Origin of the sequence: Chloracidobacterium sp. N (assembly GCF_018304765.1) — a bacterium.
Lineage (GTDB): Bacteria > Acidobacteriota > Blastocatellia > Chloracidobacteriales > Chloracidobacteriaceae > Chloracidobacterium > Chloracidobacterium aggregatum.
The window spans coordinates 1,059,894-1,086,233 of record NZ_CP072642.1; the positions used below are offsets into that span (position 1 = coordinate 1,059,894).

A 26,340-nucleotide genomic window follows, 5' to 3' on the forward strand; every position below is an offset into this window, starting at 1 on the left:
CGGAAAGTTGTGGCGTGGGCGGCTGAAAGCTATCTATCTTGGTGGGCTACAGGTGTTCAAGAAAGCCGAGGGGTTGCTTCCGTTCACGGCAACAAAAAGCCGGTGGGCCAAGGCAGCCCACCGGCGGCTGAAGTCACAGGCAACGGCTCCGGTACTGCGTCAGAAGTTGGTTTTGCCGGCCTGGGCAATGTGGCCGGAGCGGGTTTTGACGTTGTGGTTGAGGATGGCATCGAGGTAGTCCGTCAGGGCCTCGACTTCATCCGGCGTCCCAACCAGTGGCGGCATGTAGCTCCGGTAGGGTGAATCCGGCTTGTTTTCGTGAAGTGTTTTCAGAAAGGCACTGATGGCCTGGCGGTCGCGTCCCTGAAGCAGGCGTGCCATGGGGCGGTAGCCCTCGACCGTATGGCACGCCAGACACTGCCCGCGAAACATGAGTTCACCGCGTGCCAGGTTGGCCGTCGTCTCCGGCTCAATCTCACGTCCAAAGGCCACCTGCCGCAGGGAGACCGGCGGCGCATCGGTTTTCAGCCACATCGAATTCGCCAGATAGCCTTCGCGGTTGAAGCGCTCGACTTCCTGCTTGCGGATGCCGTTTGAGTACATGTGCTCGCCAATGACGAACGGCTTACGCAGCATTTCCCGCGAGTGCTCGGCCGAGGCCGTGGCGGCAAAGGCCAGAAACAGGACACACAGCGCGCGTCCCAGGTTGAAGTGCCGTGAGTTGCGCCAGGCCGAAAAGTACACAAAGGCCAGAATGGTCGCCGAGGTCATGACGACAACCGTGGCGGCGCGCGTTACCTGCGTGAACGTGCCCTGTCCGATGGTGGAGATGCCCAGATTGAGCAGGGCGCGCTGGGATTCCGGCACACTGGCCAAGTACCAGAAGAAGCAGATCGGCACGAGGATGAACGAGGGCAGGAGCCACTTCGCCGACCAGCGGATGAGTTCATCCTTGAGCTGCGGTTCGGCAATTGGATCAATCCGGCTGGCGGTGATGAGGGCATACACCCCAGCCATGGAGATGCACACCAGCGTCCGCAGCACGAGACTGGGGAAGTAAGTCGGGTTGAAAAACGCCTGCCAGAAATAGGCCGCCTCCTGTCCCGTGCCGGCAGCACCCAGCCAGGTCGCGCCGGGCGTGAGCATGAAGGTCAGGATGCCGTTGATGATGACCAGACTCATCCACGCGCAGAAGGCATAAATCCAGCCCACGATGAGGTGGGTGCGGCGGGGAAGCTTGTCCCAGCCGTAGTAGTACACGGCGGCTGCCGTCAGCTCGACGATGAAGAACACCCACTCAATCGCCCAACCGAAAACAAAGTTGTGGATGAGCGTGCTGGTGGATTCGGGGTGCGCCAGCCCGATGGCAAACCAGATGCCCACGCCTGACACCGCGCCAAATACACCGGTCAGAATGATGAAGAACCGGGCATGGTCGCGCAGTGTGCGCAGCCAGTCTTCGCGTCCTTCCCGCAGCGCCTTGGCTTCGGCCATCGGCAGGTAGAAGCCTCCGCCCACGGCAAAGTGCGAAATCATGACGTGAAAGATGGCAATGAGGCCGATGATCCAGCCGCTACCAAGAAAGGGAACATCCCAGAATGGATAGTTCATAACGCAAGGCTCCAAGGGGTTACTTGAGGTCGAGATAGCCCCAGATGCTGAAGACAATCATGCCCAGCAGGGCAAAGTAGCCAAAATACGTCGCCATCTGCGCCCGCCGTCCGCTGGCGGTGCGGGTGTCAAACAGTGGAATCGCAGCCCAGATGACAATGGCGAGGGTAAAGAGGGAAATACCCAGCGCCTCACCGGCTGCACCGGGAAACCAGCGCCCGAAGACCTTGAGCACCTGAAACTGGCTCATGAAGTACCATTCCGGGTGAATCCCCACCGGCGCCGGGGCCAGTGGGTCGGCCTGCGGCCCCAACTGCCACGGATACAACGATGCCAGAATCGAAAGCACGTTGAGGGCAATGAGCCACATACCCAAATCGAGCGAGAAGAAATCGGGGAAGAAGGGAATCGTCCGCCGTTCGCTTTCCGGCTTGGCTTCTTCACTGGGCGGCAGGGCATTGCCGTGCTTCTGCACGAGCCACAGGTGAAAGGCCAGGATGGGCAGGTAGATGAGCGGCAGGATGACGACGTGCAGGGCAAAGAACCGCTGGATGGTCGTTTCGCTCACTTCGGGGCCGCCGCGGACGATGTCCGTCAGGAAGGTGCCCACCAGCGGCAGGGCGGCCGGGATTTCCAGCCCGACTTTGGTGGCAAAGTAGGCCAGGTCATCCATCGGGAGCAGATAGCCACTGAAACCAAACAGCAGTGTCAGGGCCAGCAGGGCCATGCCGCTCCACCAGCCAAACTCGCGGGGCTTGCGGTAAGCCTTCATGAAATAGACCGAAAACATGTGCACGAAGACGGCAAACACCATGAGGTTCGCCGACCACGAGTGCGCCGAGCGGATGAGCCACCCGAACTGGATGTCGTAGGTAATCTGGCGGACGGATTCATACGCCTCCGCGCCGGGCCGGTAATAGACCAGCAGCAGGACGCCGCTGAAAACCTGTACGAAGAAGAAAAACAGGGAAATGCCGCCCCAGTAGTACCAAAACGAATGCTTGTGGTCGGGGACGGTTTTCTTGCGCGCCAGCGCCAGGATTTCTTCCAGTCCCAGCCGTTCGTCCACCCACTCGTAAACGGCGGTGGTGAGCGAGCGGGGGCGCGTCACATCAGGCTTTGGTGACCACGATGCGTCCATCTTGAACCTCCACACTGTAGCGGGTCAGGGGTTTGGGGGGTGGGCCGGCGACGTTCTGACCCGTCTTCGGGTCATACACTCCGCCGTGGCAGGCGCAGTAAATCCGGGATTGTTCCGGCTCATAACTCACCGTACAGGCCAGGTGCGTACAGACCGCGCCCAGTGCGACCCAACTGCCGTCCGTGTGGTGAATGAGCATGGCGGGCGTCGTTCCGAACTTGAACATCAGGGAAGAACCCGGCGGAAGTTTGTCCGCCCCATCCAGGACGGCCTGCGTCACCGCCCCTTGAGCGGCGGCCTTGCGGGCCGGTGTGGCGAGATACTGGTACACCGGATAGCCGATAAGTCCGGCATAACAGGCGCCCAGCGCCCCGATGCCAAGGGCGACAAAGGTACGGCGGGTGGCATCCGTGGCGACTTCAGTCTGTTCCAGGGTGTGTTCCGTGGCAGGCACATCAGGCATGGCGGGCAACTCCTTTGGCTTTGGCCAGTACGTGGATCATCCATCCAATCGCGCCAAGTCCGGCGACGAACAGCACAAGAAAGAGCACGACGACTTGCCAGTTGGCGGCGACCGGCTGCTGCCAGACATCAAAACCCTTGGCGAGCAGGGTCAGGTCACGAATTCCATCCCGGGCGATGACCGCCATGACCGTGGCCAGGAAGCCGGTGGCGGCCGCGCCAATGGCAGGTATCCAACCCGTTACTTTCAAGGACAGGAACCCAAACAGGGCCAACAGTCCGGCACAGGCCAGAAAGCCCGGCAGGCTCCAGGCGTAAAAGGCATGGTCAGCCAGGGCGGCTTTGACAACCGCCGGTTGGGTCGCATGAACCCAAACGCCTGTACCTATCGCCAGCAGTCCACCCAGCCCGGCAAGCCAGCTTCCCCAACGGTGGAGCAGTGCCCGGACATCCGTTTCAGCCTGGCCAAACTGCGCCAGCACCAGCAGCGCCGCGCCAGTGACGGCAAAGGACGTCAGCATCATGAAGAGGAAACGGGGCAGCGTCGTCGGGTCGCCGGTCGGGAGCTGCGCACCAAGCGGGTCAGCGCGGTACAGCTCCAGCCAGACCTCGGGCCGGAGCATCAGGGTGAGGTTGGTGGCGTAGATGCGTCCGATGTAGGTCACACCAACCAGTGACAGCAGGCTCAACCACCAGAAGGTGCGCCGCTGGTCCGCCCGGCGGGCCGCTACATAGAGCAGGTAGTAAGCTGCCGTAAGAATAAAAATGACGGCCAGCCAGTAAACACCAATGAGAATGCTGCTTGTGTAAAGGGCGCGCCCATACAAAACCTGCGCAAACAGCAACGGCGGGATACCCAGGTTGACCAGGTAGGTCATCACCACGGGCAGCCGGTGGGCCAGATCGGCCGAAGCGCCATACAGCGGGGTGTCAGCGTCGTTTCGGCTGCGGAAGTTCCACAGCGCAGCCAGCGTCAGGCCGCCGACCATGAGGTAAATCGTCACAAAATGCAGTGACAGGGTGACGATGTGCAGTACCTTGAACAGCCATACCGGGGCCGGCAGGGGGATGGGATCAAGCGTTGGAAACGGCATGCAGTGTCTCCTCGACAGAAAGAGAAGAACGCTTGGGGACGTTCACCTGCGGATACATAGGGGGGTGAAGGCTGCCGCGACAGCAAGGGGGAATGACCTTTCGTGAACCAACGTACAATTCAGGCTATGCCAAGTCAAAAAAACAAAGCCACTTCTTCTGGCCGTTGCCTGGAAACATGTGTGGCAGAACGGTAGTCCGCCCTGTCTGTGGATCGGGTGCAGGAAGGGCCACCGGAAGCGCAGGCTGATTCAGGTGTGTCGTTTCAGGAGTGCATGGCTGCCAGCAGCCGGTTGACTGTGCTGACCGGCAGCCCGACGACATTCTGGTAGTTGCCTTCGATGTGGGTAATGCGCGTGCCGGCCCGCCCCTGGATGGCGTAAGCGCCGGCCTTGCCGAAGGGTTCACCAGAGGCGATGTAATCCGCAATCCAGTCTTCGGAGAGATCATCGAAGGTCACAACGGTGCGTTCGTAGGTGACGAGACACCGTTCATCCGGCGTCCGGCGCAGGGCCACACCGGTCAGGACTTCGTGCTGGCGTCCGCTCAGGCAGCGCAGCATCCGGGCCGCAGCCTCGGCATCGGCTGGCTTGCCGAGAAGCTGCCCGTCGAGGACAACGGTGGTATCCGCGCCCAGGATGAGCGCCGGTTCGGAGATGGGCACGGCTTTGGCTTTGACCAGGGCCACCCGCTGGACGTACTCCGCCGGGGTCTCGCGTGCATCCGGCGTCTCGTCGGCATCGGTGGGACAGACTTCAAACGTATAGCCCGCCAGCGTGAGCAACTCGATGCGCCGGGGAGAAGCCGAAGCCAGAATGAACTTCATGGGATGCACCGGGAAAACGTTGTCAGGGGGAGGTTTTGTAGTAGTTGGTCTGACGAATGGCGCGCCGCAGCTCTTCCCAGGTCAGAACCCGTCCGCTGTGGGCTTTCCGGGCCGTTTCGGCGTCACTCCGAACGGCAAAAGAGGCCGTGACGGGGGGCATGGCCGCCCGAACTTCGAGTTTGGATTCGTAGAGGTGAAACGCCGTCTGGGCCGGGACGAGGGTCCGGCGCTGGTAGTCGAACACATCCAGGCGCGTCACTTCGGGATGGCGGTCGGTGTAAACAACCGCGCACACGGCCGAACAAAGCAGGACAGGGGGTTGATTGGGGATGGTCGCTTCAAAGAAGTTTTCGCTTTCCTCCCGGATGACCGGCATACCACAGATGGGGCAGGCAGGTGGTGACGGTTTGTTATCCGGGCGCGCCGTTGGCTGAGCCGCTGCTGGCTGGCTGGGGGGGGAGCCCGGTTGGCAACCGGTCAGCAACAGGCCCAGCAGGACGGGAAGGGTTTGCAACAGGTGGCGGCGTGTCTTGTCCGTTGTTCCGTCAGGCTTCATGACGTAGCTCCTCGGTTCAAAGTGACTGCAACGCATCGGCTGCCTGGGTGACGGCTGATTTGACAGTCGCCGCGCCGCATGACTACCATCATCAGAAATAGGCGTAATCAGGGGCATGATTCGCTTAAATGACACAAATGCTTGCGACAAAAAAGCCCGGCACTTAGCTTTTCAAGCCCAGAGCAGGACTCCGCCATGGCAACGCTGGGACAGGAACTCAGGCAGCAGCGCGAAGCGCGTGGCAAGTCACTTGAAGAAATCTCACGGGTGACGAACATTGCCATTCGTTTTTTGCATGCCATTGAGCGCGACGACTATCGGGAGTTGCCGGGCGAACTGTACAACCGGTCTTTCATCCGCCAGCTCTCGCGGGCAATCGGTTATGACGAGGACCGTGCCCTGCAGCTTTATGAACGGCAGTCGGGCAGTCCACGGATTCCGACGGATGAGGAAGTCAGCCGCACGCCGGAGTTCCTTCCGCCACCCAAAACCGGCAATGCCCTGTTGCTGACGTTGACCCTCTCCGTAGTGGTCATCGTCGTTGCCGGCACTTCCTATGCTTTTCCCGGCTGGTGGAAGTTCCTCAGCTACCCATTGCTTTCGTCGCAGAAGACTTCTTCGCCCCAGACGCCGCCCGCCCCAGGCGCCGAGCCGCCTCCAGCCACCGCGACGGCACCGGCTCCGTCGCCCGCACCGGCATTGCCGTCACCTGCCGATGAACTGGTTTTGGAGTTGCGCGCCACTGGGAAGTGCTGGACCAGAATCCAGGTGGACAGCGGCAAGCAGGAGGAGTTCATCCTGCTGCCGGATGACGTACGGCTCTATCGCGCCAAGGAAAAAATCGTGCTTTCGCTTGGGGCGCGGCAGGCGGTATCCGTGACGGTCAACGGTCGCCCCCTCGAACTCCCTTCACGGGATGGCATCACGGTCAGGCGCGCCGTCATCACGCCGAGTACCGTCGAAACCGGATTGATGGGGCAGCTCCACCCCGCTGCCAACATGCAATGATCCGTTCACACGCGGAACGAAATACGTTGCGAAAGCCCCTGCGCTGGGTCATCCACCTGTGCTGGCTAGGCCTGCTATGGGGCATCAGTGATGCACGGGTGGCGGCGGTAGCCACATACGCTGCCCGGCAGGAGCTTGGCTGGCTGGCCAGATATCCGGTCGCCTCCGAGGCGACGACGTTCCCCACCCGGTCAGGTTCCGTGCAGGCGCGCCTGTACCGGCCTGAAGGGCTGTCCGATGTGCCGGCGCTCGTGCTGGTGCATGGCATTCACAAGGACGGCATGGATGAAGCCCGGCTGAAAGCCTTTGCACAGGCGCTGGCGGCGACAGGCTTGCTGGTGCTGACGCCCCACGTGCCTTCGCTGGCCGATTACCGCATTGAAAAGAGCGCTGTGGAGCTGATTGGGTGGTCGGCGGAGGCGCTCCACCGGCAGACCCACCGGCGGGTAGGCGTCATGGGCCTGTCCTTTGCCGGCGGACTCTGCCTGGTGACAGCCGCTGACCGGCGCTTTGCCCCCAGCATTGGCTACGTCCTCGCCGTTGGCGCCCACGACGATCTGGAGCGGGTGGCCAACTTCCTGCTGACGAATGAAATCCCGACGCCCGGTGGCGAGACACTCCGGATGCCGGCCGATCCCTATGGCGTCCTGCTGTTTGCCTATGAGTACGCTGCTGCGCTGTTTGCGCCGGCGGAGGTCGAACCCGGACGGGCAGCCCTGCGGTACTGGCTGTGGGGGGAGACGGACAAAGCCCGTGAGCAGGCGGAACGGTTGTCGCCGGAGGGAAAAGCCACCCTGCAGGCACTATGGGGCGGCAACGGTACAGCCGTCCTGCCGGTGCTGCGACGGCAGCTCGCACAGCGGCGCGCGGCGCTGCGCAGCGTTTCTCCGCATGACGTACTGGCCCGGGTACGGTGTCCGGTGTTTCTCGTGCACGGGGCGCACGATGCCGTCGTGCCCTGTTCCGAAACCCAGTGGCTGGCGCGGGGACTGGGGGGGCGTTGCCGCGTTCTGATCAGCCCGGCCATCGGGCATGTGGAAGTGGCCGCCACCGCCACGCCGGCCGAAAAGCTCGAAGTGGCACAGTTTCTGCGCGAATTTCTGGCCCTGGCGCATCACCTTCGTTAGTTGCGCCACCCGCCTGTCTGCCCGTCTGCCCGTTCAGCATCGCGTTCAGAACCGTTCCAGCATGGTGGTGACGACGCTGCGCGCAAAATCGCGGGCCAGACGCTCCACCGCCGGGTCTTCTTCGTTGAAGAACGAGCGTGGATCGGAAGAAAACTCGTATTCGCCGCGAAATTCGAGGTTGGGTTGGTCAAACAGCACCCGGTTGCGGGTCTGGTCGCGGAGGGTGACGCGCGAACGGATCGCCACCTGGAACAGCCGCACCGTGCCGCGATTGTCCACCAGCGCCTGGCCGGTCGTCACCGCGAGGATGTCGCCGGAAAGCACGGCGTCGGACTGCTCCGGCTGATTGGTCAGGACAACGGGCAGCCGGCGGCGCAGAATTTCCTCGATAACGGCCTGGGTGAACCGCTGCTCGACCCGGTAGCGCAGCGTCTGGTTGGTAAAGGGCTGAACCGCAAGGGTTTTGACTTCCGGTGGAAAAGCGCCCCCGGTATCCAGCCGGCGGTAGCCGCAGGGTCCCGCTCCGACACAGCCCAACAGCAAAAGCCAGACCACCAGCGGCCGGCCCCACCGGCGGACTGGTTGAAGACAGACGGTGGCATATTCGGCGGATGTTGGGCGGTTTGGGACGGTGAAGCGTGTCATCATAAGGTGGATTCCTGACCATCAAAGGTAATGACGGTGTCGTCCGGCAGTCCGGCCAGCCACTCGGCAAACCGGGCCGCCAGATCGGCCTTGGTGGCGGATTCTCCCGGCGCAAAGGGAAGCGGCACCGGAACCGGAACCACCGGACTGCCGGCCATCAGTGCCGCGTTGATGACATCAATGGTTTCCGGCGCGATGACCAGCTCCGTTACCGGAGTCGAAGAGGACAGCGCCGCCAGTGTCGCCGTGACAAGCCGCTCTTCCGGCTCGGCCAGTCCCAGCGTCCGCAGCCCCTGCTGAATGAGGCTCCGGTTTTGCGTCACACACTGGCGGAAGTGCTGAAGCGCCTGATGGACCGTCGTTTTGAGCTGTTCAAGCTGTCTGGAGAGGGGCGGCATGAACCGGCGCTGGATGAGGCCGCTGACCAGTGGCTGGTGGTCGAGAAACTCGCGCAGGTGCAGGTTGCGCCGCCGGGCGCTGATGTCCGAAAGCATGCGGTTGGCGCGGGCGGCATACTGCCGGTCGGCAATGGTCAGGCGGGACAGGGTCTCGAACAGCCGCCAGGTCGGGCTGCCCAGAAACTCCGTCAGCGGGGAGAGGTCAAGGTTTTTCGTGGCCTGTTCGTCGCGGGCGATGCAGTCCTCGATGTAGTGCTTCTTGAAGCGTTCAAAAACCTGCTCAAAGCGCAACCGTTTGTCTTCGTCGAGCAGCCGGTGTGGATGCTCGAAAAAGTTACCCAACTCGCGCCGCGCATTGCGCGCGTCGGCATCGGCTGCCGGCAGGGCGCTGAGCGTGTATGCCTTGGCCATGACGTAGAACGGCAGCCAGTCGAGAAACTCCACCAGAACGCGCAGGTCAATGACGGCCCGCTGATAGATCGTCGGGTTGGCGGCAAAAATGTCCACAATGCGCGCCAGCCCCATCTCCAGCGAAATGCGCTCGAACAATACGGCTTCGACAGCCGCCGCCGTGGTTTCAAAGTAGCGTTTGCAGGTGATGATGAGCTGCCAGGTGCGCGTCGTCAGCATTTCTGGCGGCAGCGCGGCAAACCGTTCCGTCAGCCGGTAGTTGAGCCATTTCTGGTACCACTGCGCCAGACTTTCCCGTACCTGCTTCCGGTCGGTAGCCAAATCCGGCAGGTCAAAGCGTTCGGTCAGCAGCCGACACCATTCGGAGAGGGTTTCTGACGAGTAGGTAATCGCCGCCGTACGGCGGACGGACCCATACTGCCGGAAACTCACATCCTGGGTGAGTTCAGCGGCCGTGAAAATCCGCAGCCCGGAAACATCCACCAGCTCGATGCGCCAGCCGGCGATGAGCGCCATCATGACGGTTTGCTGGGCCGGTTCGAGCAATCCATAAGGCTCACGGCGCAGCGTCTGGTACACCACCTGAACCGGGACGGCATCTGAGCCGGCCGCTTCAACCAGCCGCAAGACCTCGCTGATGCACGGTTCGCCCAGCGCCTCGTCGCGGTCCATGGCGAGCTGGTAGAGTCCTTCCCGCTCGATGACAATGTGAAAGGGCAGCGCAAAGTGCCGCGCCATTTCCTGTACGGTGGGGTCCGTCGGATTCAGTCCGCCCAGCAGACCCAGCACCAGCCGTTTCGTCTCGCGTTCCGTCAGCGGGGCCGGAAAGACCGGATGGGCCGGAAACCGGAGGTCAAGAGGCTTGCGGATGACCGTGCTGAGAAACTCGCTGAACGTACGGGGAAGCCCGCCGGGGAACAGTTGCGCCAGACGGTAACTGTCGCCATTGGCGGACAGCAGTTCGCCCTCTTCGACGTAGTGGCGCAGAAACAGCGTGCGGGTTTGAGCTTCAAGTGCGGCGACGCGCTCCGCAATTTCATCGCCAAATACGTCTTCGCCCCGCGTATAGGCAATCCACAACGACTTGAGAACTTCGGCCTCGCCTTCGGTAAGAGGCGCCGGCCGCCAGTAGAGCAGGCTCGGCGTGGTTGTACTGCCATCGGGCCCGCCCGGCGACTGGCTGCGTTCAATGCACAGTTGCCAGTCGTATTCGCAGAGTTCATCCGCCCAGTGGTAGGTGATGGACGGCTTGGCGTCAGCTTCATCCTCGGTCGGAATGACAATGGCCGAGGGTGTGAACAGATCGCCGCTGCGTTCGATGCCGACGGGCGGATTGGTGAAGATTTCCGATGGCGTCCCAAAGCTGACGATGCCCCGCCGTCCGGTGTTGCGCCACGGCACGGTCAACTCGTCGCGGTAGGATTTTGCGCCGCTCAGCAAAAGGGCATCGAGGGTGAAGGGAAAGTCGTGAAACAGCGCACTGCCGCCCAGCGTGACGAGCAGGGCATCGAGCGTGTCATCGTTGGGGGTTTCGGCGAGGGCGACTTTCAGGCGCGCCTCTGGATCAAACTGCTCGATGACGGTCAGGCTGTAGCGACAGGTCGCCCCGATGCCTTCCTTGACGATTTGCCCTTCGCTGTGGGTGTAGAGGTCGTCCAGCAGGAGCGTGGCCTGATTGTAGCCAATATCACCCAGCATCATCGCGTTGGTGAGCTCATCGGCGCTGACCGAACGCCCGACGAGCGAGTAGAGAAACAGCCCCTTGAGCAGGAGTTTGGCCGGGATGCGCTGCTCGAAACTGAGTGCCGGAAGCCGCATTGTCGAAAGGTAGTCATAGACGGCGACGGCGCGGGACAGGGTCGGGTGGCGCTTCAGCTCAAAGTCGTATTTGTCAAACAGGTCATCGAGTGAAATGAGCTGCGTCGGCCGTCGCCGCAGGGCACCGCCGATGATCCCGTTGATGAAACTGAACAGGGAAAAACTTTCGCAGTAGGTGGAAAGTCCGGGGGCGACTTCCAGCACGGCCGGGTGAACCGGGTAGAGGCTGCAAAATTCTTCTTCGCTCCAGTGAAAGCGCGGAAGTGCCTTGAGGGTTTCCTGGTAGAGCGCCGCCAGTTCGGCCCGTTGCTGGGGGGTTTTGCGAAACACCGCCTGGTCGGTGATCCGGCGCAGGTTATCCAGCGTGAGGGTATCCGTCTGGTAATCCGCTGTCAGACGGGCCGCTGTGCCGGTATGCGCAGCCGTGACATCACTATCGAGCGCCAGCAGCAGCGCAAAGGGCAGGCTGCGGGATTTCTCGGCCAGTTTCGTCAGCCAGTCGAGAGTTTCCTGCACCAGGGCCCGCCGGGGCGCGCGGAAGACATCGGAAATGTCATCCACGACAAACAGGAGCGCCATGCCGGGAAACAGCTTGCTGGCGAGGAGTTCGCAAACCTGCTGGCTTTCGAGGACGGAAAACCACTGCGTGTCGTCAAACGCAATGGGGGTGTCGGGGATGTTGGCCAGCGCCGTGCGCAGCAGCGTGGGGAAATCCGTCACTTCGTTGAGAAGCGGGGCCCCGGAGAGATACACCGGCAAAAACGTCGTGCCTTCGAGGCGCTTGACCGCGTTGGCCAGCGGTGGGTTGCCGGACACGAGATGACGGGTCTTGGGCGTACAGGCCAGGGCCCGCACCACGGCCAGCGTGTGGCTTTTTCCGGCGCCCCGGGGGCCCGTAATCAGTCGGGCGGCTTCGGAGGTTTTGGGTGCGGCAATGCCCTCGATGAGCCGCGCCGTGAGCCGGGACAGTTCCGAGGTGAAGTGATAGGACCGGATGATGCGCTCCGGGTTGACCTCCAGGAAATTCACCAGCGGATCAATTGGCTGATAATCGAGATAGGCGCGGATGTTCTGCAACATGGCTATTCACAGGACACAGAGAATGCCTTCATCATCGAACCGTTTTTAGAAGCGTGCCACTGTCGGCGGTGTGGCACAGGTTGTACGGAGCGCCGCCGCCACGAAATCTTCACCCGTCATCCCGGCCAGATGGACTTCCATGCCGAGTCGCTGGCGGACATCCGCCAGCGTCAGGTTATCGAGGAACAGATGCCGTTCGCCCATCACCATTTCATTGGGGATAAGCAGATGCTCGCCTTTGAAGTGGTCCCGCATGGCGATGAGATCGCTGCCCGTCACCAGTCCGGACACGTTGACTTCGGGGCCGAAGTATTCATTCCGAATGGCAACCACGTGCAGGCGGGTGCCGAACTCCGCATTGAGCTGCTCCGCCAGGCGCGAGAGGTGTGAAGCAAACAGGGCGCCAGTAGCCACTGTGACCGGCAGAAACGGCCCCTGCAGCGGACGTTTCCGCAGCCGCCGCACGGCCTTCTGGAAGCTGTCCATGAAGCGCCGGACCATGCCCACCCCGTCTTCAATCTGGGGGTAGTCGCCATAGTGGCGCGCCGGGGGAATGGGTACTCCGGCGCGGATGTAAAACTCATCGCCCAGAAAGGCAAAACTCGTCCCGTAGCGACGTTTGAGTTCCTGCTGGATGGGCGTGACCAGTTCGATGATGCCGGCTTCCCATTCGTCGGTGGGCGCCACGAGCAGGTGGCGTTTCCGGTGGTGCTTTGTCAGTCCGAGCGGGACAATGGCCACCGAACTCACCCCTTCGGGATGGAGTGCTGCCAGGTCATAGATGGTACGGCGCAACACATCGCCGTCATTGATGGTTGGGCACAGCACAACCTGGGCGTGCAGTTCGATGCCGTGGGCCAGCAGCCGCCGCATGGTGCCAAGAATGTCATCCGCCTGCTTGCGCCCCAGCAGATGCCGCCGCACTTCGGGGTCGGTGGCATGGACGGAGACATACTGGGGCGAAAGACGCTGCTCGACAATCCGGTTGAATTCCTCGTCCGTGAGCGTCGTCATCGTCGTGTAGTTCCCGTGCAGGAACGACAGCCGGATGTCTTCATCCCGGAAAAACAGCGACGGACGCGCATCCGGCGGGTTTTGCTCACAGAAGCAGAACAGGCATTCGTTGCCACACTGCCGGGGTTTGAACGCTTCAAAGTCCAGTCCCCATATCTCGCCTTCGCCGACTTCGACATGAAGCTGGCGGGTGGCGCCATCCGGGTGAATGACCGTGAGTGCCACGGTGTCTTCCGAGCCGGTATAAAACTGAAAATCCAGATAATCCCGGACTTTGCGCCCGTTGACGGCCAGAATGCGGTCGCCCGGCCGCAGCCCCACGGCCGCGCCGAGTCCATCCGGGTCCACTTCCGTCACGGTGACGCCTTTTTTGGCCTTGAGTTCGACAATCGGGTAAATGGTTTCAAATTGCAGGCTGTACATCAGTCATGCATCCCACCGGACAGAAAGCCGGGATACGCGGGTTGTGCCGGTTGTTGCGGCACAACGCCGGTCAAGCTTACGAATCAAGCTTACGAAGCACAAAGCCATGAAAGGCTAACGGCTGGCGGTCACGACGGCAAATCGTTCCCGTGTCCAGGATGCAGAATCTCTCCCGTCCGGGGTGACATCTGCCCGGTGTAACGCCGTTTCAGCGCCGGTCCGGTGCTGGACTGGCCGGAAAAGCCGTCTGTCCGTGGCGCATGGCATCCACAAGCAGGATGGTCATCATGGTTTTGGCATCCACGATGCCCCCCTGATAGACGAGGTTCCGCGCTTCGGCAAACGGCAGGCGGATTGTGCGGATGTCCTCATCGGTGTCCAGGCTTTGCGGGCCCGGAGTCAGTCCGGTGGCAAGGAAACAGTACAGGATTTCCGTGCTGTAGCCGGGCAGGGCGTAAAACTTTGTCACGAACGTCAGGGTGGAGGCCTGGTAGCCGGTTTCTTCCCGGAGTTCCCGGTGCGCAGCCGCTGCTGGCGCTTCGCCCGGTTCGAGCCGTCCGGCCGGGGCTTCGAGCAACACTTGCCCGGCCGGATGGCGATACTGCCGGATAAGCACAACGTCGTCGTTTTCAAAGAGGGGCAGGACAGCGGCTCCGCCAAGGTGGTGAATCACATCGAGCTCGAGCCGCGCGCCGGAAGCCAGCTCAATGGCGTCGTGCGAAGTCTCAAACACGCGCCCACGGTGAAAAAAAGTGCGTGACAGCAGCCGAACGGCACCGACATCAGGCTGATTGGGGTTGGTTGGCATGGTTTCCGTGGCCGGGCGCAGTCCTGCTGTACAGCTTGGCCGACGCCGGGAAAGGCGGCAAGTCAGTCTGCCGCCCGCTCCGCCGGAGGTGGCGAAGCCGGTGGCGGACCCTGCTACCAGAACATTTCAAACTCCATGTCCGTGGCGCCACTTCCCCGGTCAACAATGCGAACGACGGCTGTGAAGTTGTTGTTGGCAGAGGGTTGCTGAAAGACCTCGACCCGTCCGCGGCCGCGCAGGCGGTTGACGCGCACGGTGAGTGGCCGCCGGGGAAGGGGACTCGTAAAGGTGAAGCGTTCGTTGAGCGTTGGTTGCCCGGAGATGAGTTGCGTCCGGGCAGTGTCGCCTTGGACGTAAATGTAGATTTCATCATCCACCCGCCCGAACCATCGCATGCGTCCGCTGACCTGCCCATCCTGCCAGTCGCCATTGTTGCGGCGTCCGCCCTGGCGGCCATCTCCGGGGTCGAAGCCGGGATTGCCGCTGCCACCAAACCGCAGTTCGCGGCTGATGTCGTCGAGCGTGCTGCGCAGACCGCTCCAGCCCGTTTCAAAGTTGGCCTGGCTGCGGAGAAAATCAACGGCTTCGAGCAGTTCGGCTTCGGAGCGGCCTTCACGGGTCATCTGCGCCAGGAGTTCGGCCCCGGCGACAAACATCCGCGCCTGGTAGAGCCGCTGGAGGTCGCGCCGGTTGTTGTTGAAGCTCCGGCGATAGTCGCGTTCGAGGCGGTCGGCCGCATCCCGCGACTGGCGGACAAGTTGCCCGGCCAGGTTGTCAAGGCGGGCGTTGAAGCGTTGTCCTCCAAACGCTGGGATGACCGTTGGGAGGAGGAACATCAGCGCGAGCAGCAGCCCCCAACCTGAACCGGCAAAGCGGGTGTGAACCTGTGTTTGCATAGGTGCGAAATCCTGTGTGTCGTCAAAGTCTTGAGGTCAGTGCCAGCCGACCTGTGTTGTGGCTCAAGATGTGTCCGGTGTCCTTCGTGTTGGTTGGGGCAGGCCGGAAAAACATTTATTTCGCAGGAACTGCCGGCGATGGGGCTGCGGCTGCGCTTTCAAGCCAGTCTGTCGCCATGGCTGCCATCACAGCGACGCCAACCGGAAGGCACTGTTCATCCACATCGAAATCAGGCGTGTGGAGCATCGCCGTGATACCTTTGGCTTTGTTTCCAACGCCGAGGAAGTAGAAAAAGGCCGGCACGCGGTTGGCAAAGTAGGAAAAATCCTCTGCTCCCATCTGGGGACGGGTCGGCACGAGATGTCCTTCACCCACGATGCGCCGGATGGTGGGAAGCATCTGGGCGACGAGCGGAGCGTGGTTGACGGTCACGGGGACGATGCGTTCGTAGTCGAGTTCATAACTTGCGCCGTGGCTTTCCGTGACGCCCTTGAGAATCTGCCGCATCAGCGGCTCGATGCGGGCGTGTACGTCCGGGTCAAGCGTACGCACGGTGCCTTCCATGCGGACTTCATCGGCCAGAATGTTGAAGCGGTTGCCGCCGTGAATGCTCCCGATGGAGAGCACTAGGGGCGACTGGGTATCAATCCGCCGGCTCCGAATGGTTTGCAACTGCTCGATGACCGCTGCTGCCGTCACGATGGCGTCAATGCCTTCGTGGGGATAAGCGCCGTGAACTTTTTTACCGCGGATGGTGATGAGAAACCGGTCGGCGCTGGCCATGGCGGAGGTTTCACAGTACCCGATGGAGCCGACTTCAATGGTGGGCATGCAGTGGAGGCCGAAAATGGCATCCGGCGTGGGAGCGTCAAAGGCGCCTTCTTCGAGCATCATTTTGGCTCCGCCGCGTTCACCCCGGGGCGGGCCTTCTTCTGCCGGCTGGAAAATGAATTTCACCGTGCCAGGCAGTTCGGCGCGGTACCTGGCAAGCACTTCGGCCACGCCCAGCGCCACCGTTGTGTGAACATCGTGGCCGCAGGCGTGCATGACGCCTGCGTGCCGCGATTTGTAGGGAGTGTCGCGGATTTCCTCGATGGGCAGGGCGTCCATGTCCGCGCGGATGGCAATGACCCTGCCCGGCTTGCCGCCGCGCAGTACACCAATGACGCCGTGGTGGGCAATCCCGGTCTGGACTTCCAGCCCCAACGCCCGCAACCGCTCGGCGACGATGCGGGCGGTGCGTTCTTCCCGGTTCGAGAGTTCGGGATGCTGGTGCAGGTCGTGCCGGATTTCGATGAGCTTGGGGGTCAGATCGCGGATGTCAGCCGCGTAGCGCGCATCCCGCGCCAGAACGGCGGCCGATACGGGAGGAGAGGAAGGCATGGCAGAAGATGCAGTGACCGGACGAAAGAAACAACCGCTCCAGAAGCAGCAGGTCGGGGACGGCCGCGCCGGGAGAACACCCAGCGCCACCATCCCCAGCAGAATGAGGCCCAGTCTTGGAAGGTAAACCCGCATGGGAGAACCGAGGCTGGCCAAGTTCAGCCTTGGGGTTGCCGGTTGCGCCGCGCCTGAATGCGGCGCAGCACAACGCCTGTCAGAAATGCGCCGACAAACGCCGCCGGCAGGTTGAGGAGCAGCCCAAGCCCGACAACGGCCCAGCCCAAGGCTGCGCCTGACACCTGCATCACCAATACCGTTGTGCCAAAGAACAGACAGGCCGAGACGAGGCTGCCCGGCAGCGAAACGAAGGTGGGCACCCGGCCGGCATACTTGGCCTGAATGGCGGCATTGCGCTGGGCGCGCTTTTCACCGGTCGGGTCGAGTTGCCGGTTGAGAAAACCGATGATGAACGCCAAGGCAACGGCCATTCCCACGTGCAGCCCAAAGGCCAGCGCCAGGTGGGTCAGGTTGAGGTGTATCTGAAGCAGGGCGGCGGCAAGCTGAAGGGCAGCCAGGGCCGTCACAAAGAAAAACGACGACCACAGCAGAGTGACGCCCAGCCAGGTGCCGTAGCCAATCCGCCGTGGCGCCGGGTCATAGGCGACCGGCTTCGTGGTTGGCTTGGGGTACAACACGGAAGCTGTTGCATTCATAAGCAAAGCCCTCACGGCAGGGACGGAAAAAGCAACCTGCAATCAACCAAGTTCAAAAACATTCATCCGCAGAAACCGCTGTACGGCCAGGTTGAAGGCCACCGGCGTTTCATCCTGGGGGCAGTGTCCGGTATCCGGGATGACGACGGATTCCGCATGGGGAATCAGCTCGCGGAAGGGTTTGAGCAAGCGTGGCGGGAGCAGCCGGTCGCGTCCGCCCCAGACCAGAAGGGTTGGGGCATGGATACCGTTGGGCGCTTTGACAAAGAAATCATCCGGGCGACGGGCTACCGCCAGGTAGGAATACTTCGCGCCGGGTTGCCGGAGGGGGGCCACGAAGGCTTCAACCAGGTCGGGGGTGATGGCTTCCGGGTTGAAGTAGGCCGAGGTCAAGCCCTGCCGGGCGATGTCCGGTGTGGCAAACAGCCAGTAGGAGACATCGCGGAGCAGCGGGTTTTCGGCAGCGAAGCGCAGGATACGAAAAAGCGCATCAGAGGGCGTCCGTGGCGGGTAGCCACTTGGATCGACGAGAACGAGTCCGGCTGTCCGCTCAGGATAGTCATGGGCGAACTGTGCAGCGACCAGGCCGCCCATCGAGTGACCAAAGATTGTCACCTTCTCCAGCCGGCGGGCATCGAGAAAATCGCGTACCTGCTCTCCCCACAGCCAGGCGCTGTAGTGCACGTCAGGCATGTCGCTTTTGCCAAAGCCGAGGAGGTCAAGGGCATACACGGTGGCATCCGCGGCCAGCGCCGGAATGTTCTTGCGCCAGTGCTCGACCATGGCGCCGTAGCCATGGAGCAGAACAATGGCCTGGCCGGAAGGGTGGGGATCGGTTTCCCAGACCCGGATGCGGCCGTGCCGCCAGTGCCAGAACGTTTCGGTGACGACCACAGTGGCGGTTTCTTCTGTGGCGTCCGCTGATGGCGTACCGGTCGTTGCTTCCGCCGGGAAGTCATCCACAAGCAGGGCAGACATAGGGAAAAACAGGACAAACGGTGAACAGGAAGGTTCGTGGGGCGCTCAAAGTATGCGCCGAAACGCCGTTTCTGAACAACCTTTTTTGGAATCTGCCGGGGCAGCGCCGTAAGCTTTCCTGTCCACGTCACGGCTGACGATGGCTGCCGTCTTCACGGCGCACGGGGTAGCTTCAGCCGCACCGCGCAGGCCGCAAACTGGTTGCAGTGAACTACATAGGCGCTTTTTCGCGCTCGTTTGCAAGGCAGGTGGCGTCCAAGACGACATCGAGATGCCGCAGCACCACAACCCGTATTTTGCCGCCGCGTTGGCGACAGGCTTCAAACTTTTCCACCCATAAACCAGCCTGCCTGCCGCTTAGTTTGAGAAGCTGCTTTCCGTCTGGTGTCTGAACGCCAATGCGCGCATGGATGGTGGGTGAATATCCTGTTTTCCGGTAGATTCTTCCCTCCATTACCTCAACCTGTGTTATCTCGCCGTTCCAAATCTGAGGCTGGTAAAGGACATCGAGCACGGCGTTGAAACATAGGGCAAGCCCAACCACAGTGCCGGCTGTAGCACCCAGGATGGCAGACTTGAGGGCGCTATCGTACAGCTCAAGGACATCGAAGACGACCATACCAAACCAGATTGCCCCGCCGAGCTGCCAGAGAATGCGTCCCCCCACCCAGTAGAACCAATCATCACAGGTCAACATTGGCAATCCTGTAAGAAAGAAACCGCAAAAAGCACCAGAAACGAAGAAGCTGAGTGATGGAAGTATCGAAAATGTCACGGCCTCCGCTTTTTTATAGCGCATTATATCTTCTTCTTTCATCGTTTCCTCCCAACTCAAAAAATATCACTTTTTGTTTATCTGTGCAGAATATGATTACACTGAAGCAGCTTGATAGATTTGAACTATCTTTACACTTACAGAGTGATTGCGCTATTTCTTTGACCGAACCATGGGTCTCTATCTTTTGCAACAGCAATAGCTGCAATCAGGTTCACTTTGACTTGCACTACTCCACAGTACTGACCGGATCACTCCTGATGAATCACGAGCGACTTCTCATTCTGTCCTGTTCGCAACGTAAGAGCCACAAGGAAGGCCTCCTGCCAGCGATTGAGCGTTATGACGGTCCATTGTTTCGTGTTTTGCGGCGTTACTGGAAGACTCAGGACACCAGAAACCAGAAAACAGAGTCGAAGCTGGATACCTACGTCCTGTCGGCCGAGTTCGGACTGATTTCTGCCGAATACCCAACTCCATATTATGACTGTTGTATGACGAGACACCGTGCCCAGATACTTCATCCGGTCGTTGTGGACAAGCTGAAGAATCTTCTCACTGGTGGTTGCCGTTTTCAGGAACTCTTCATCTGCCTGGGACAAGCTTACTGGCCTGCCTTGGAAGGATGGGAGGCATTTGTTCATCGGGATATGGCTGTCCACGTGGCTTGGGGGGCGATTGGAATGAGGCAAAGTCAGCTCTACAAATGGCTGTATGGCACGCCCCCGCCTGCATCTGCTCCGAGCAAGCCAGAGAAAACCAGTTTTCATGGGGTTACTGTTGAACTTAGCTCACAGCAAATCTTTGAGATTGCACGTCAGGGACTACGGGAAAGCAGCAGAATGGCAACTTTCTGTCACATGTGGTATATCCCGGTTGATGGCCAACGGGTCGCACCTAAATGGCTCGTCAGCCAGTTGACTGGCTTGCCAGTCAGCACCTTCAGAACAGATGATGCCCGACGACTTTTGGCTCAACTGGGGATTGAGGTCAGGCGCGCATGAAACCAGACCAGACTCAAGATCGTCACCTGACTGAAAAAGATGTTCAGGAAGAGATTCAGCGCCAGCCAAGCCTGATGACGAGGCTGGTTGAAAATTCTCTGACAGTAGCGACGAGTCTGCGAGACAATTACTTCAAGAACACAGCCAAGTTTATTGCCCATCTGCGTCAGGCTATGGATGAGGCAAACAAGGGAGTGCGGCCAAACTCTCCGCTCAAGGTATTTTCAGTTGGAGAAGTTGACTGGTCTCAGTACCAAAATGAGGTGGTCACGTTCATTGATGGCGGGATAGGTCGCGTGCAGTTCTCCAGCCAGGTACCTATCCTGCTCCGGGTGGGGTCGTATTGTGTGCGCACTGGCGAGAGATGTCTGGCGAAGCGGGAGCAGTTCGGCTACTACCCTGTGATTCTGGGCGATCTGGAAGGCGGCAGCAAAGAGCGAAAGGACTTTCCTGATATTGTTAGGATCACGGCTGAGCTGCTTGGCGGACTGTCGGCACTGGAGCGTACCCCTGACCTCTCGGTGCTGATGTTCCACGGCCCACTGGTTTATCTCATGGGGGGATACGCAGGTCACACACCTTTCACAGAAAAAGACATCGATCTGTTCCTGCACCATTACGCACGCGATACCGCAACCGCCAGCCGGCTCAAAGATGAGTTCCTCCAAGAGGCATTTGTCAACATCTATCCACAGATGACAGGGAACCACAAAGAATGGAAAAGGCGTCGCCTGTTCGAGCCTCTGGCCTGGATGGCTTTTCTGTATCGGCGGTTGATACAGGAGGCGCGCAAGAGAAAGCCTGTTCCAATCATTGCGGGTGTTGTCGAGCGCGGTGACCTCCGTGAGTTCAGCGAGTGCATCCTGCTGGATCGAGTCTTTCTTGGCCTGCGTGAGAAGGGGAACGATGATTACTTCAACAAGATGTACGGACGATCTGATCTCGATTCGTCCAAGTCGCTTCTGGACAAGCTTGGCTATACCGATACCCTTCTCCTGGCGATGTTGCTCAGGCCTGGTGAGTACTCTGAACCCTGGAACATCAGCAAATACGATGGGCTTCGGAAGGGTGAAATCTCCCTTCCAGGCGAACCCGGTACCAGCATGGTGAATTTTGCGCCACTCAAACCGGGCCCCATTGGGTTCCCAAAGGTTCTCGGTTGCTATGTCCACGTTTCGGAAACAACTGAGCCGATCCGTGTCGAAATCTTCGAGGAGCTTGGCCGTGATCAAATTGCTGAGGCTGCGCGTCGCGTGTACCTGTATTCGCGATTGTTGCCGGGCTACGGCTTTCCCGTCGGTCTGGATATTGCCGACAAGTTTGTACGTGTGCCGAACTGGCTGACCGACGCATATAGCAAGTTGATCCGGCATCACTTGGGGGTAAGCCTGCAACAAGGCGAAATCAGCGATGCGGAAATGCGGCGTATCCTGATTCAGGCAATCTACATGACCCATCGGGACTGGCTCTTCCGTCCCTCCAGCTAAAACCAGCCAAGAACAAGAAGAGGTAAGTTATGACTGCTCCCACAGGTTCACAACCGGGAAATGATCGCTATGTGGGAACTCTGGTAGGCGAGAGCACCAGCCGTGAATTTCGCCTGGCAGTGGCCCATGAGACCATTCGGGAACAGGACATTATTGCCGTGGATGCGCAGTTGCGCCGGCCGGGAGCAAGTGAGATGCCCGAAAGGATTCGCATTTGGGCCAAAGTACAGCGTATCGAGCGGGTGAACCCTCTTTTTCCATCCGAAGCCGGCCACGAATTGGCTGCTACTCGCACTGATCCCTTTGATACGGTGCTTTCCCTCAGCCGGGAGATGGTGACGGCGGTTTGTCAAATCTTGGGCGCTGAACCGCTGGATGGCAACAGAGAGGGGAAGCTCGATCACCTGCGCTACCCACCTCAACCGGCTTCCACGGCCTACCGGCCGGATGCGAAGGACATTGCCCGTGTCGTTTTGGGTGAACTCCAACAGAAACAACAGCGCGCCTTGGACATCGCCACGCTCTCCAACCGCCCTGAAGTGGATGTCAAGGTAGATGGCCACGCCATTGTTACCCGCCATCTGGCTATCCTGGCGATGACAGGTGCCGGCAAGAGCTGGACAGCCCGGCGGATCATTGAGGAGTTAGCGAAGAAGAACTATCCCATTGTGATCTTCGATCCGCATGGGGACTATACAGGACTTGCTGATGTGCCAGAGCTGCGAGAACGTGTCACGCGCTACTATGCTCGTTTCCCGATATTTGAGGAAGATGGCGAAACCATAGCGGAGATCGTCAGTACATTGGGATATTTATTGACTGATACGATGCGTGCCCGCTTCGACGATGTCTTTCGTGCTGCAAAGAGTTTCATTGTGGATGATGAGAAAGAAATGCAGGAACGGACGCAGTGGTTGGCTGAAACACTCAAGAACCATGAGTTGCTTACCAATGGGATCAAACCAGATTTATGGCTTCTTGCGATGTTAGCTGAGGCTGGCGAGACGGTTCTGCGCAGCGAGGACACAACTGGCAAGCAGAAACTGACGGACTGGGGTTGGCCCAAGTTTATGGGAGGGTACTCCAAAACTGACAGCCGGACACTGGAAGGCATCAAGAAGCGCTCACGCCGGGCGGCGAAAGTACTCCACCGCATGGAGCTTACCAACCAGAAGATCGCTCGCAGCGCCCAACCGATCCCGACGGATCGAAAGCAACTGGTAAACTACGGGAAAATCAGTGTGGTTGCATTGGCAGGTTATACCAGCGATTTCCAGGCAACCATCTACAGCATCATCGCTGATGACCTCTTCGAAGCCCGTGTCAGTGGCGAACTGAAACTGCCGGTGCTTCTTCTGCTGGAAGAAGCACATAATTTCGCTCCTGCACGGGCCATGACACCCGCTGAACTGCGTGCGATTAGCATCACCAAACAGATTGCCCAGGAAGGCCGCAAGTTCGGCGTCGGATTGATTCTCATCAGCCAGCGTCCCTCGCGCCTCGATGAGACAACCCTATCCCAGTGCAATTCCTACATCATCATGCGCATGGTCAATCCAGCCGACCAGAAGTTTGTGCGGAACGTTGTGGAAACACTGGCCGAAGATGAAGCAAAGCTGCTTCCCGATCTGGATGTTGGGGAAGCGATTCTGTCTGGCCAGTTGATAAATTTCCCCGTCCTGGTGCGGATCAAAAAGCCGGAATCGCAGGGTGAGCGTGAAGAAAAGGATGCGTTTGAGGCACTCAAGCAAGCCCACGAGGCAGCCCAAGAAGCGCAAAACGCTTTGGGAAGACCGTAGCCACAATGGAAATCGTTGCTGGCTTGAGCCTCAAAAACCTGAAGCCCCGTGTATGGGACCCGGATTCGCCTTACTATTTACCCGATCTGAAAGCGGTCATGGTTTCCTATGCTGACTTCGCCAGTAGCCCGGCGCGTCGTCAGGCTGCCATGCGCCACGGATTGCGCGCCTTCCTGGGGGTGCCTCCGGGGGTGATGATCTATTTGGACAATGGTTCCTTCCAGCAGTTGACAAAGGGAGGAAGCACCTCGCGCGAGGACTACGAGGAATTTGTTGAACAGGCAAAACCCAATTGGCACGCCATTCCACAGGATTTTGTCCCCACACCTTTTATGACGGATGCGGAGCAGCTCAACTGCTTTCATCAGACGATGGAGATAAATCGAGAGTATCGGCACGATGGATATGTACCGGTCATCCACATTAGCCGCTACCTGTCGGACTACTTGAAAGCATTTCTTACAGACAAGCACTTGTGCCGGAAAGGAAAAGTCGCTTTGGGAGGAATTGTTCCTAACCTGCTGCGTGTGCCGAAGGCCATACCGTATGCCAATGTGCTGGATAGTCTTCATCGGGTACGTCACCAATTGGGCAATTGGCAACTGCATGTTTTTGGCTTGGGAGGGACGGCAACCATGCACTTGGCTATCCTTTTGGGAGTGGATTCGGCTGATTCAGCCGGCTGGCGAAATCGGGCAGCACGTGGAATCATTCAGTTGCCGGGACGTGGGGATCGCTTGGTAGCCAATCTCGGAAAATGGCGCGGACGAGAACCAAATGCTGAAGAATGGGCTATGCTGGCAAAATGCCCCTGCCCAGCCTGTCAAGCTGACGGCCTGGAGGGTTTGAAAGCCAACGGGCTAAAAGGTTTTTGCCATCGGGCTACCCACAACCTCTGGGTATTACTCACCGAGGTCAAAGAAGTTGAGCTGCGCCTGTCTGACGGAACGTATCGAGACTGGTATCAGGGGCATCTTGATAACTCGACCTATCGCCCATTGGTCGAGTACGTTCTCAGGTTGTGCGCGGTAAAGATGACTTCCAAACCTGCCAGGAAGATGCAGAGCGACTTTGAGAAGCGATAGGGGTCTGGTTCGCCAGTGTTGCACCAAGTGCAGCACAGACTTACTGGGCCTTGCCCTTGGCCGCCAACAGGGGACTGGAGATGTTTTCCTTGGCTTGGGGAGGCATCTCCAAGGGCAAGGCCGAGTAGGGCACTTCAGAAACCTGCAAACACGAGCAGTCACCTCGGCTGTTTTTCAGCCGGCCTCAGTGCAACGTTCTGCCCAAAACTCCATACAAGGTGCCGTGCTTCCGGCCCAAAGCTGGCTGCTTCCGGTTCGACGCCAAAAACTTTTGGCCGCAGCCCGGGTCAGATGTAGGTTGATGTCAGGCGTCGCACAAACGCCACGTCTCGCGTCGTAACGTTGCAAAGCGTTCTTCCCCACACGCTCAAGACGCATAGCCTTCCCTGTGGAGGATGCTGCATGTCGGCACGTCGCGTTGTTGCCATCTATGGTAAAGGCGGAAGCGGAAAGTCTTTCATCACCTCGAATCTCAGCTACTACCTGGCGAGCAAGTCACACCGGGTGTTGCAGATTGGCTGCGACCCCAAACACGATTCCACCGCGCTGCTGTTTGGCGGCAAGTCGCTCCCAACTCTGCTCGAAGCCTGGGCGCTGCGGCAGGAAGCCAAAGCTGCCAACCCCGTACCGCCCATCAGTGAAGTCGTCTTCAAACGCCATGGCGTCTTCGCTATGGAACTTGGCGGCCCCGAAGTCGGGCGCGGCTGCGGGGGACGGGGCATCACCCTCAGTTTTGATCTGCTGTCCCAGATGGGCTTTGCCGATTGGGAATTCGACTACATCATCTATGACTTCCTGGGCGATGTCGTGTGCGGCGGGTTTGGCACTCCCATTGCCAAGTCCATGGTGCGGGACATCATTCTCGTCGGCGGCAATGACCACCAGGCGCTCTATGTCGTCAACAACCTGTGTGGCGCGGTGCGTTACTTTGCCGAGCAGGGCGGAACGACGCGCGTTCTGGGAATGATCATCAACCGGGATGACGGCTCCGGCTGGGGTGAGCGGTACGCCCAGGAGGCCGGCATTGACATCATCACCCGGATTCCCCTTTCGGATGAAATCCGCAACCGCAGCATGGCCTTTCAACTCATTGCCGATGACCCCCGGCACCGGGGTTACTTCGAGGACCTTGAATGGGCCATTCTGCACGGCACGCCAAAACTGCCCAAAGCCGTGGACTTCGAGGCTTTTTCCGGCGACATCATGCGTACGCGCAACCTCGGCGGACTGGACCCGGCTATGGAAGAAGACCTCATGCCCTCCCAGTTGGAATGCATGGTGCTCTAGGCGGTTCCGCTGCGCCGGCCGCACCATGCACGGTGGCGCGCGGGCTTCCATGACGTTCAAAAAGCAGGGAAATGCGGATGGCGACGCCATGCTTTGGGCTATCCTGTTTTTCGGCGCACTCTGCCTGGGCTTTCTCGTCGTTCTTGGTCTCGTCGCCGTCTCATACCTGTACCGGCTGAGGGATTTCAGCGAGATTGTCGCCCAGGGGGTGCCCACGGAGGCGATGGTGGAACGCAAGTACGGAAGCCATCGCGTCGTCATCACCTACCGGGATGCGGGCGGCTGGATGCACCGGCACAGCCGGAAGCTTCTGCCCAGCGATTTCCATCGCCTGCAGGAAGGCCGCCTGGTCCGTGTCCTGTACCTGCCACATCGCCCGCACGTCTGGGCCTTTGCCGAAGATGTCGAGCAGGCGCGACGACTTCAGAGCCGCCAATAGGCAACAGGGGTGCAGAGCCACAAGGCCACTCACGGCATTCGCCAGCCGGGCTTTGGAGGGCACTGCATTGAAG

23 protein-coding genes are annotated in these 26,340 nt (G+C 60.0%); 8 read left to right on the forward strand and 15 right to left on the reverse strand.

Going from position 1 to position 26,340, the window contains the following annotated elements:
• Positions 1-159: 159 nt before the first annotated feature.
• The 6 genes from J8C05_RS04410 to J8C05_RS04435 form a co-directional block, all read right to left on the reverse strand.
• Positions 160-1,611, reverse strand: coding sequence for a cytochrome ubiquinol oxidase subunit I (locus J8C05_RS04410; RefSeq protein WP_211422969.1), 1,452 nt, complete (start codon positions 1,609-1,611; stop codon positions 160-162).
• A gap of 19 nt (positions 1,612-1,630) precedes the next feature.
• Positions 1,631-2,752 (reverse strand): cytochrome b, encoded by a 1,122-nt coding sequence (locus J8C05_RS04415; RefSeq protein WP_211422970.1) that lies wholly within the window; start codon positions 2,750-2,752, stop codon positions 1,631-1,633.
• Positions 2,724-3,215, reverse strand: a complete 492-nt coding sequence (locus J8C05_RS04420; RefSeq protein WP_211422971.1) for a QcrA and Rieske domain-containing protein — start codon at positions 3,213-3,215, stop codon at positions 2,724-2,726. The genes J8C05_RS04415 and J8C05_RS04420 overlap by 29 nt, the downstream gene beginning before the upstream one ends.
• On the reverse strand, positions 3,208-4,308 hold the full coding sequence (locus J8C05_RS04425) for a hypothetical protein (RefSeq protein ID WP_211422972.1): 1,101 nt from the start codon (positions 4,306-4,308) through the stop codon (positions 3,208-3,210). The genes J8C05_RS04420 and J8C05_RS04425 overlap by 8 nt, the downstream gene beginning before the upstream one ends.
• A 263-nt stretch (positions 4,309-4,571) precedes the next feature.
• On the reverse strand, positions 4,572-5,132 hold the full coding sequence (locus J8C05_RS04430) for a Maf family protein (protein ID WP_211422973.1): 561 nt from the start codon (positions 5,130-5,132) through the stop codon (positions 4,572-4,574).
• 22 nt (positions 5,133-5,154) lie between these two features.
• Complete coding sequence (locus tag J8C05_RS04435) at positions 5,155-5,688, reverse strand: nitrous oxide reductase accessory protein NosL (protein WP_211422974.1); 534 nt, start codon at positions 5,686-5,688, stop codon at positions 5,155-5,157.
• A 195-nt stretch (positions 5,689-5,883) separates the two neighbouring features.
• On the opposite strand from J8C05_RS04435, the gene J8C05_RS04440 reads away from it, so the two are divergent.
• Positions 5,884-6,696, forward strand: a complete 813-nt coding sequence (locus J8C05_RS04440; protein WP_211422975.1) for a helix-turn-helix domain-containing protein — start codon at positions 5,884-5,886, stop codon at positions 6,694-6,696.
• Between the two features lie 26 nt (positions 6,697-6,722).
• A complete protein-coding gene (locus tag J8C05_RS04445) occupies positions 6,723-7,823 on the forward strand; it encodes an alpha/beta hydrolase family protein (RefSeq protein WP_211422976.1) in 1,101 nt (366 codons plus the stop codon).
• Positions 7,824-7,868: 45 nt separating this feature from the next.
• Here J8C05_RS04445 and J8C05_RS04450 read toward each other — a convergent pair whose 3' ends face one another.
• The 9 genes from J8C05_RS04450 to J8C05_RS04490 form a co-directional block, all read right to left on the reverse strand.
• On the reverse strand, positions 7,869-8,471 hold the full coding sequence (locus tag J8C05_RS04450; protein ID WP_211422977.1) for an LptE family protein: 603 nt from the start codon (positions 8,469-8,471) through the stop codon (positions 7,869-7,871).
• Positions 8,468-12,175 (reverse strand): DUF6079 family protein, encoded by a 3,708-nt coding sequence (locus tag J8C05_RS04455; protein WP_211422978.1) that lies wholly within the window; start codon positions 12,173-12,175, stop codon positions 8,468-8,470. The genes J8C05_RS04450 and J8C05_RS04455 overlap by 4 nt, the downstream gene beginning before the upstream one ends.
• Before the next feature lie 45 nt (positions 12,176-12,220).
• Positions 12,221-13,612 (reverse strand): DUF512 domain-containing protein, encoded by a 1,392-nt coding sequence (locus tag J8C05_RS04460; RefSeq protein WP_211422979.1) that lies wholly within the window; start codon positions 13,610-13,612, stop codon positions 12,221-12,223.
• Positions 13,613-13,820: 208 nt separating this feature from the next.
• Complete coding sequence (locus J8C05_RS04465; RefSeq protein WP_211422980.1) at positions 13,821-14,420, reverse strand: NUDIX hydrolase; 600 nt, start codon at positions 14,418-14,420, stop codon at positions 13,821-13,823.
• A 113-nt stretch (positions 14,421-14,533) separates the two neighbouring features.
• Entirely contained in the window at positions 14,534-15,316 is a 783-nt protein-coding gene (locus J8C05_RS04470; RefSeq protein ID WP_211422981.1) for a hypothetical protein, read from the reverse strand.
• 115 nt (positions 15,317-15,431) lie between these two features.
• Positions 15,432-16,835, reverse strand: coding sequence for a M20 metallopeptidase family protein (locus J8C05_RS04475; protein WP_211422982.1), 1,404 nt, complete (start codon positions 16,833-16,835; stop codon positions 15,432-15,434).
• A 23-nt stretch (positions 16,836-16,858) separates the two neighbouring features.
• Positions 16,859-17,413: a hypothetical protein gene (locus J8C05_RS04480; RefSeq protein WP_211422983.1), complete on the reverse strand. Its 555-nt coding sequence runs from the start codon at positions 17,411-17,413 to the stop codon at positions 16,859-16,861.
• Positions 17,414-17,455: 42 nt separating this feature from the next.
• Complete coding sequence (locus tag J8C05_RS04485; RefSeq protein ID WP_211422984.1) at positions 17,456-18,391, reverse strand: alpha/beta fold hydrolase; 936 nt, start codon at positions 18,389-18,391, stop codon at positions 17,456-17,458.
• A 211-nt stretch (positions 18,392-18,602) separates the two neighbouring features.
• Positions 18,603-19,208 carry a hypothetical protein gene (locus tag J8C05_RS04490; protein ID WP_211422985.1) on the reverse strand — a complete coding sequence of 202 codons (606 nt, stop codon included), beginning with the start codon at positions 19,206-19,208 and terminating at the stop codon, positions 18,603-18,605.
• A gap of 50 nt (positions 19,209-19,258) precedes the next feature.
• On the opposite strand from J8C05_RS04490, the gene J8C05_RS04495 reads away from it, so the two are divergent.
• From J8C05_RS04495 to J8C05_RS04520, 6 genes are all read left to right on the forward strand, one after another.
• A complete protein-coding gene (locus J8C05_RS04495) occupies positions 19,259-20,170 on the forward strand; it encodes a hypothetical protein (protein ID WP_246840746.1) in 912 nt (303 codons plus the stop codon).
• Positions 20,167-21,657 carry a DNA double-strand break repair nuclease NurA gene (locus J8C05_RS04500; protein WP_211422986.1) on the forward strand — a complete coding sequence of 497 codons (1,491 nt, stop codon included), beginning with the start codon at positions 20,167-20,169 and terminating at the stop codon, positions 21,655-21,657. The genes J8C05_RS04495 and J8C05_RS04500 overlap by 4 nt, the downstream gene beginning before the upstream one ends.
• 29 nt (positions 21,658-21,686) lie before the next feature.
• Positions 21,687-23,456, forward strand: a complete 1,770-nt coding sequence (locus J8C05_RS04505) for an ATP-binding protein (RefSeq protein ID WP_211422987.1) — start codon at positions 21,687-21,689, stop codon at positions 23,454-23,456.
• Between the two features lie 5 nt (positions 23,457-23,461).
• Positions 23,462-24,541 (forward strand): tRNA guanosine transglycosylase family protein, encoded by a 1,080-nt coding sequence (locus tag J8C05_RS04510; protein ID WP_211422988.1) that lies wholly within the window; start codon positions 23,462-23,464, stop codon positions 24,539-24,541.
• Positions 24,542-24,943: 402 nt separating this feature from the next.
• Positions 24,944-25,828 (forward strand): chlorophyllide a reductase iron protein subunit X, encoded by an 885-nt coding sequence (locus J8C05_RS04515; protein ID WP_211422989.1) that lies wholly within the window; start codon positions 24,944-24,946, stop codon positions 25,826-25,828.
• Between the two features lie 49 nt (positions 25,829-25,877).
• Entirely contained in the window at positions 25,878-26,267 is a 390-nt protein-coding gene (locus J8C05_RS04520) for a DUF3592 domain-containing protein (RefSeq protein ID WP_211422990.1), read from the forward strand.
• Positions 26,268-26,340: the final 73 nt, after the last annotated feature.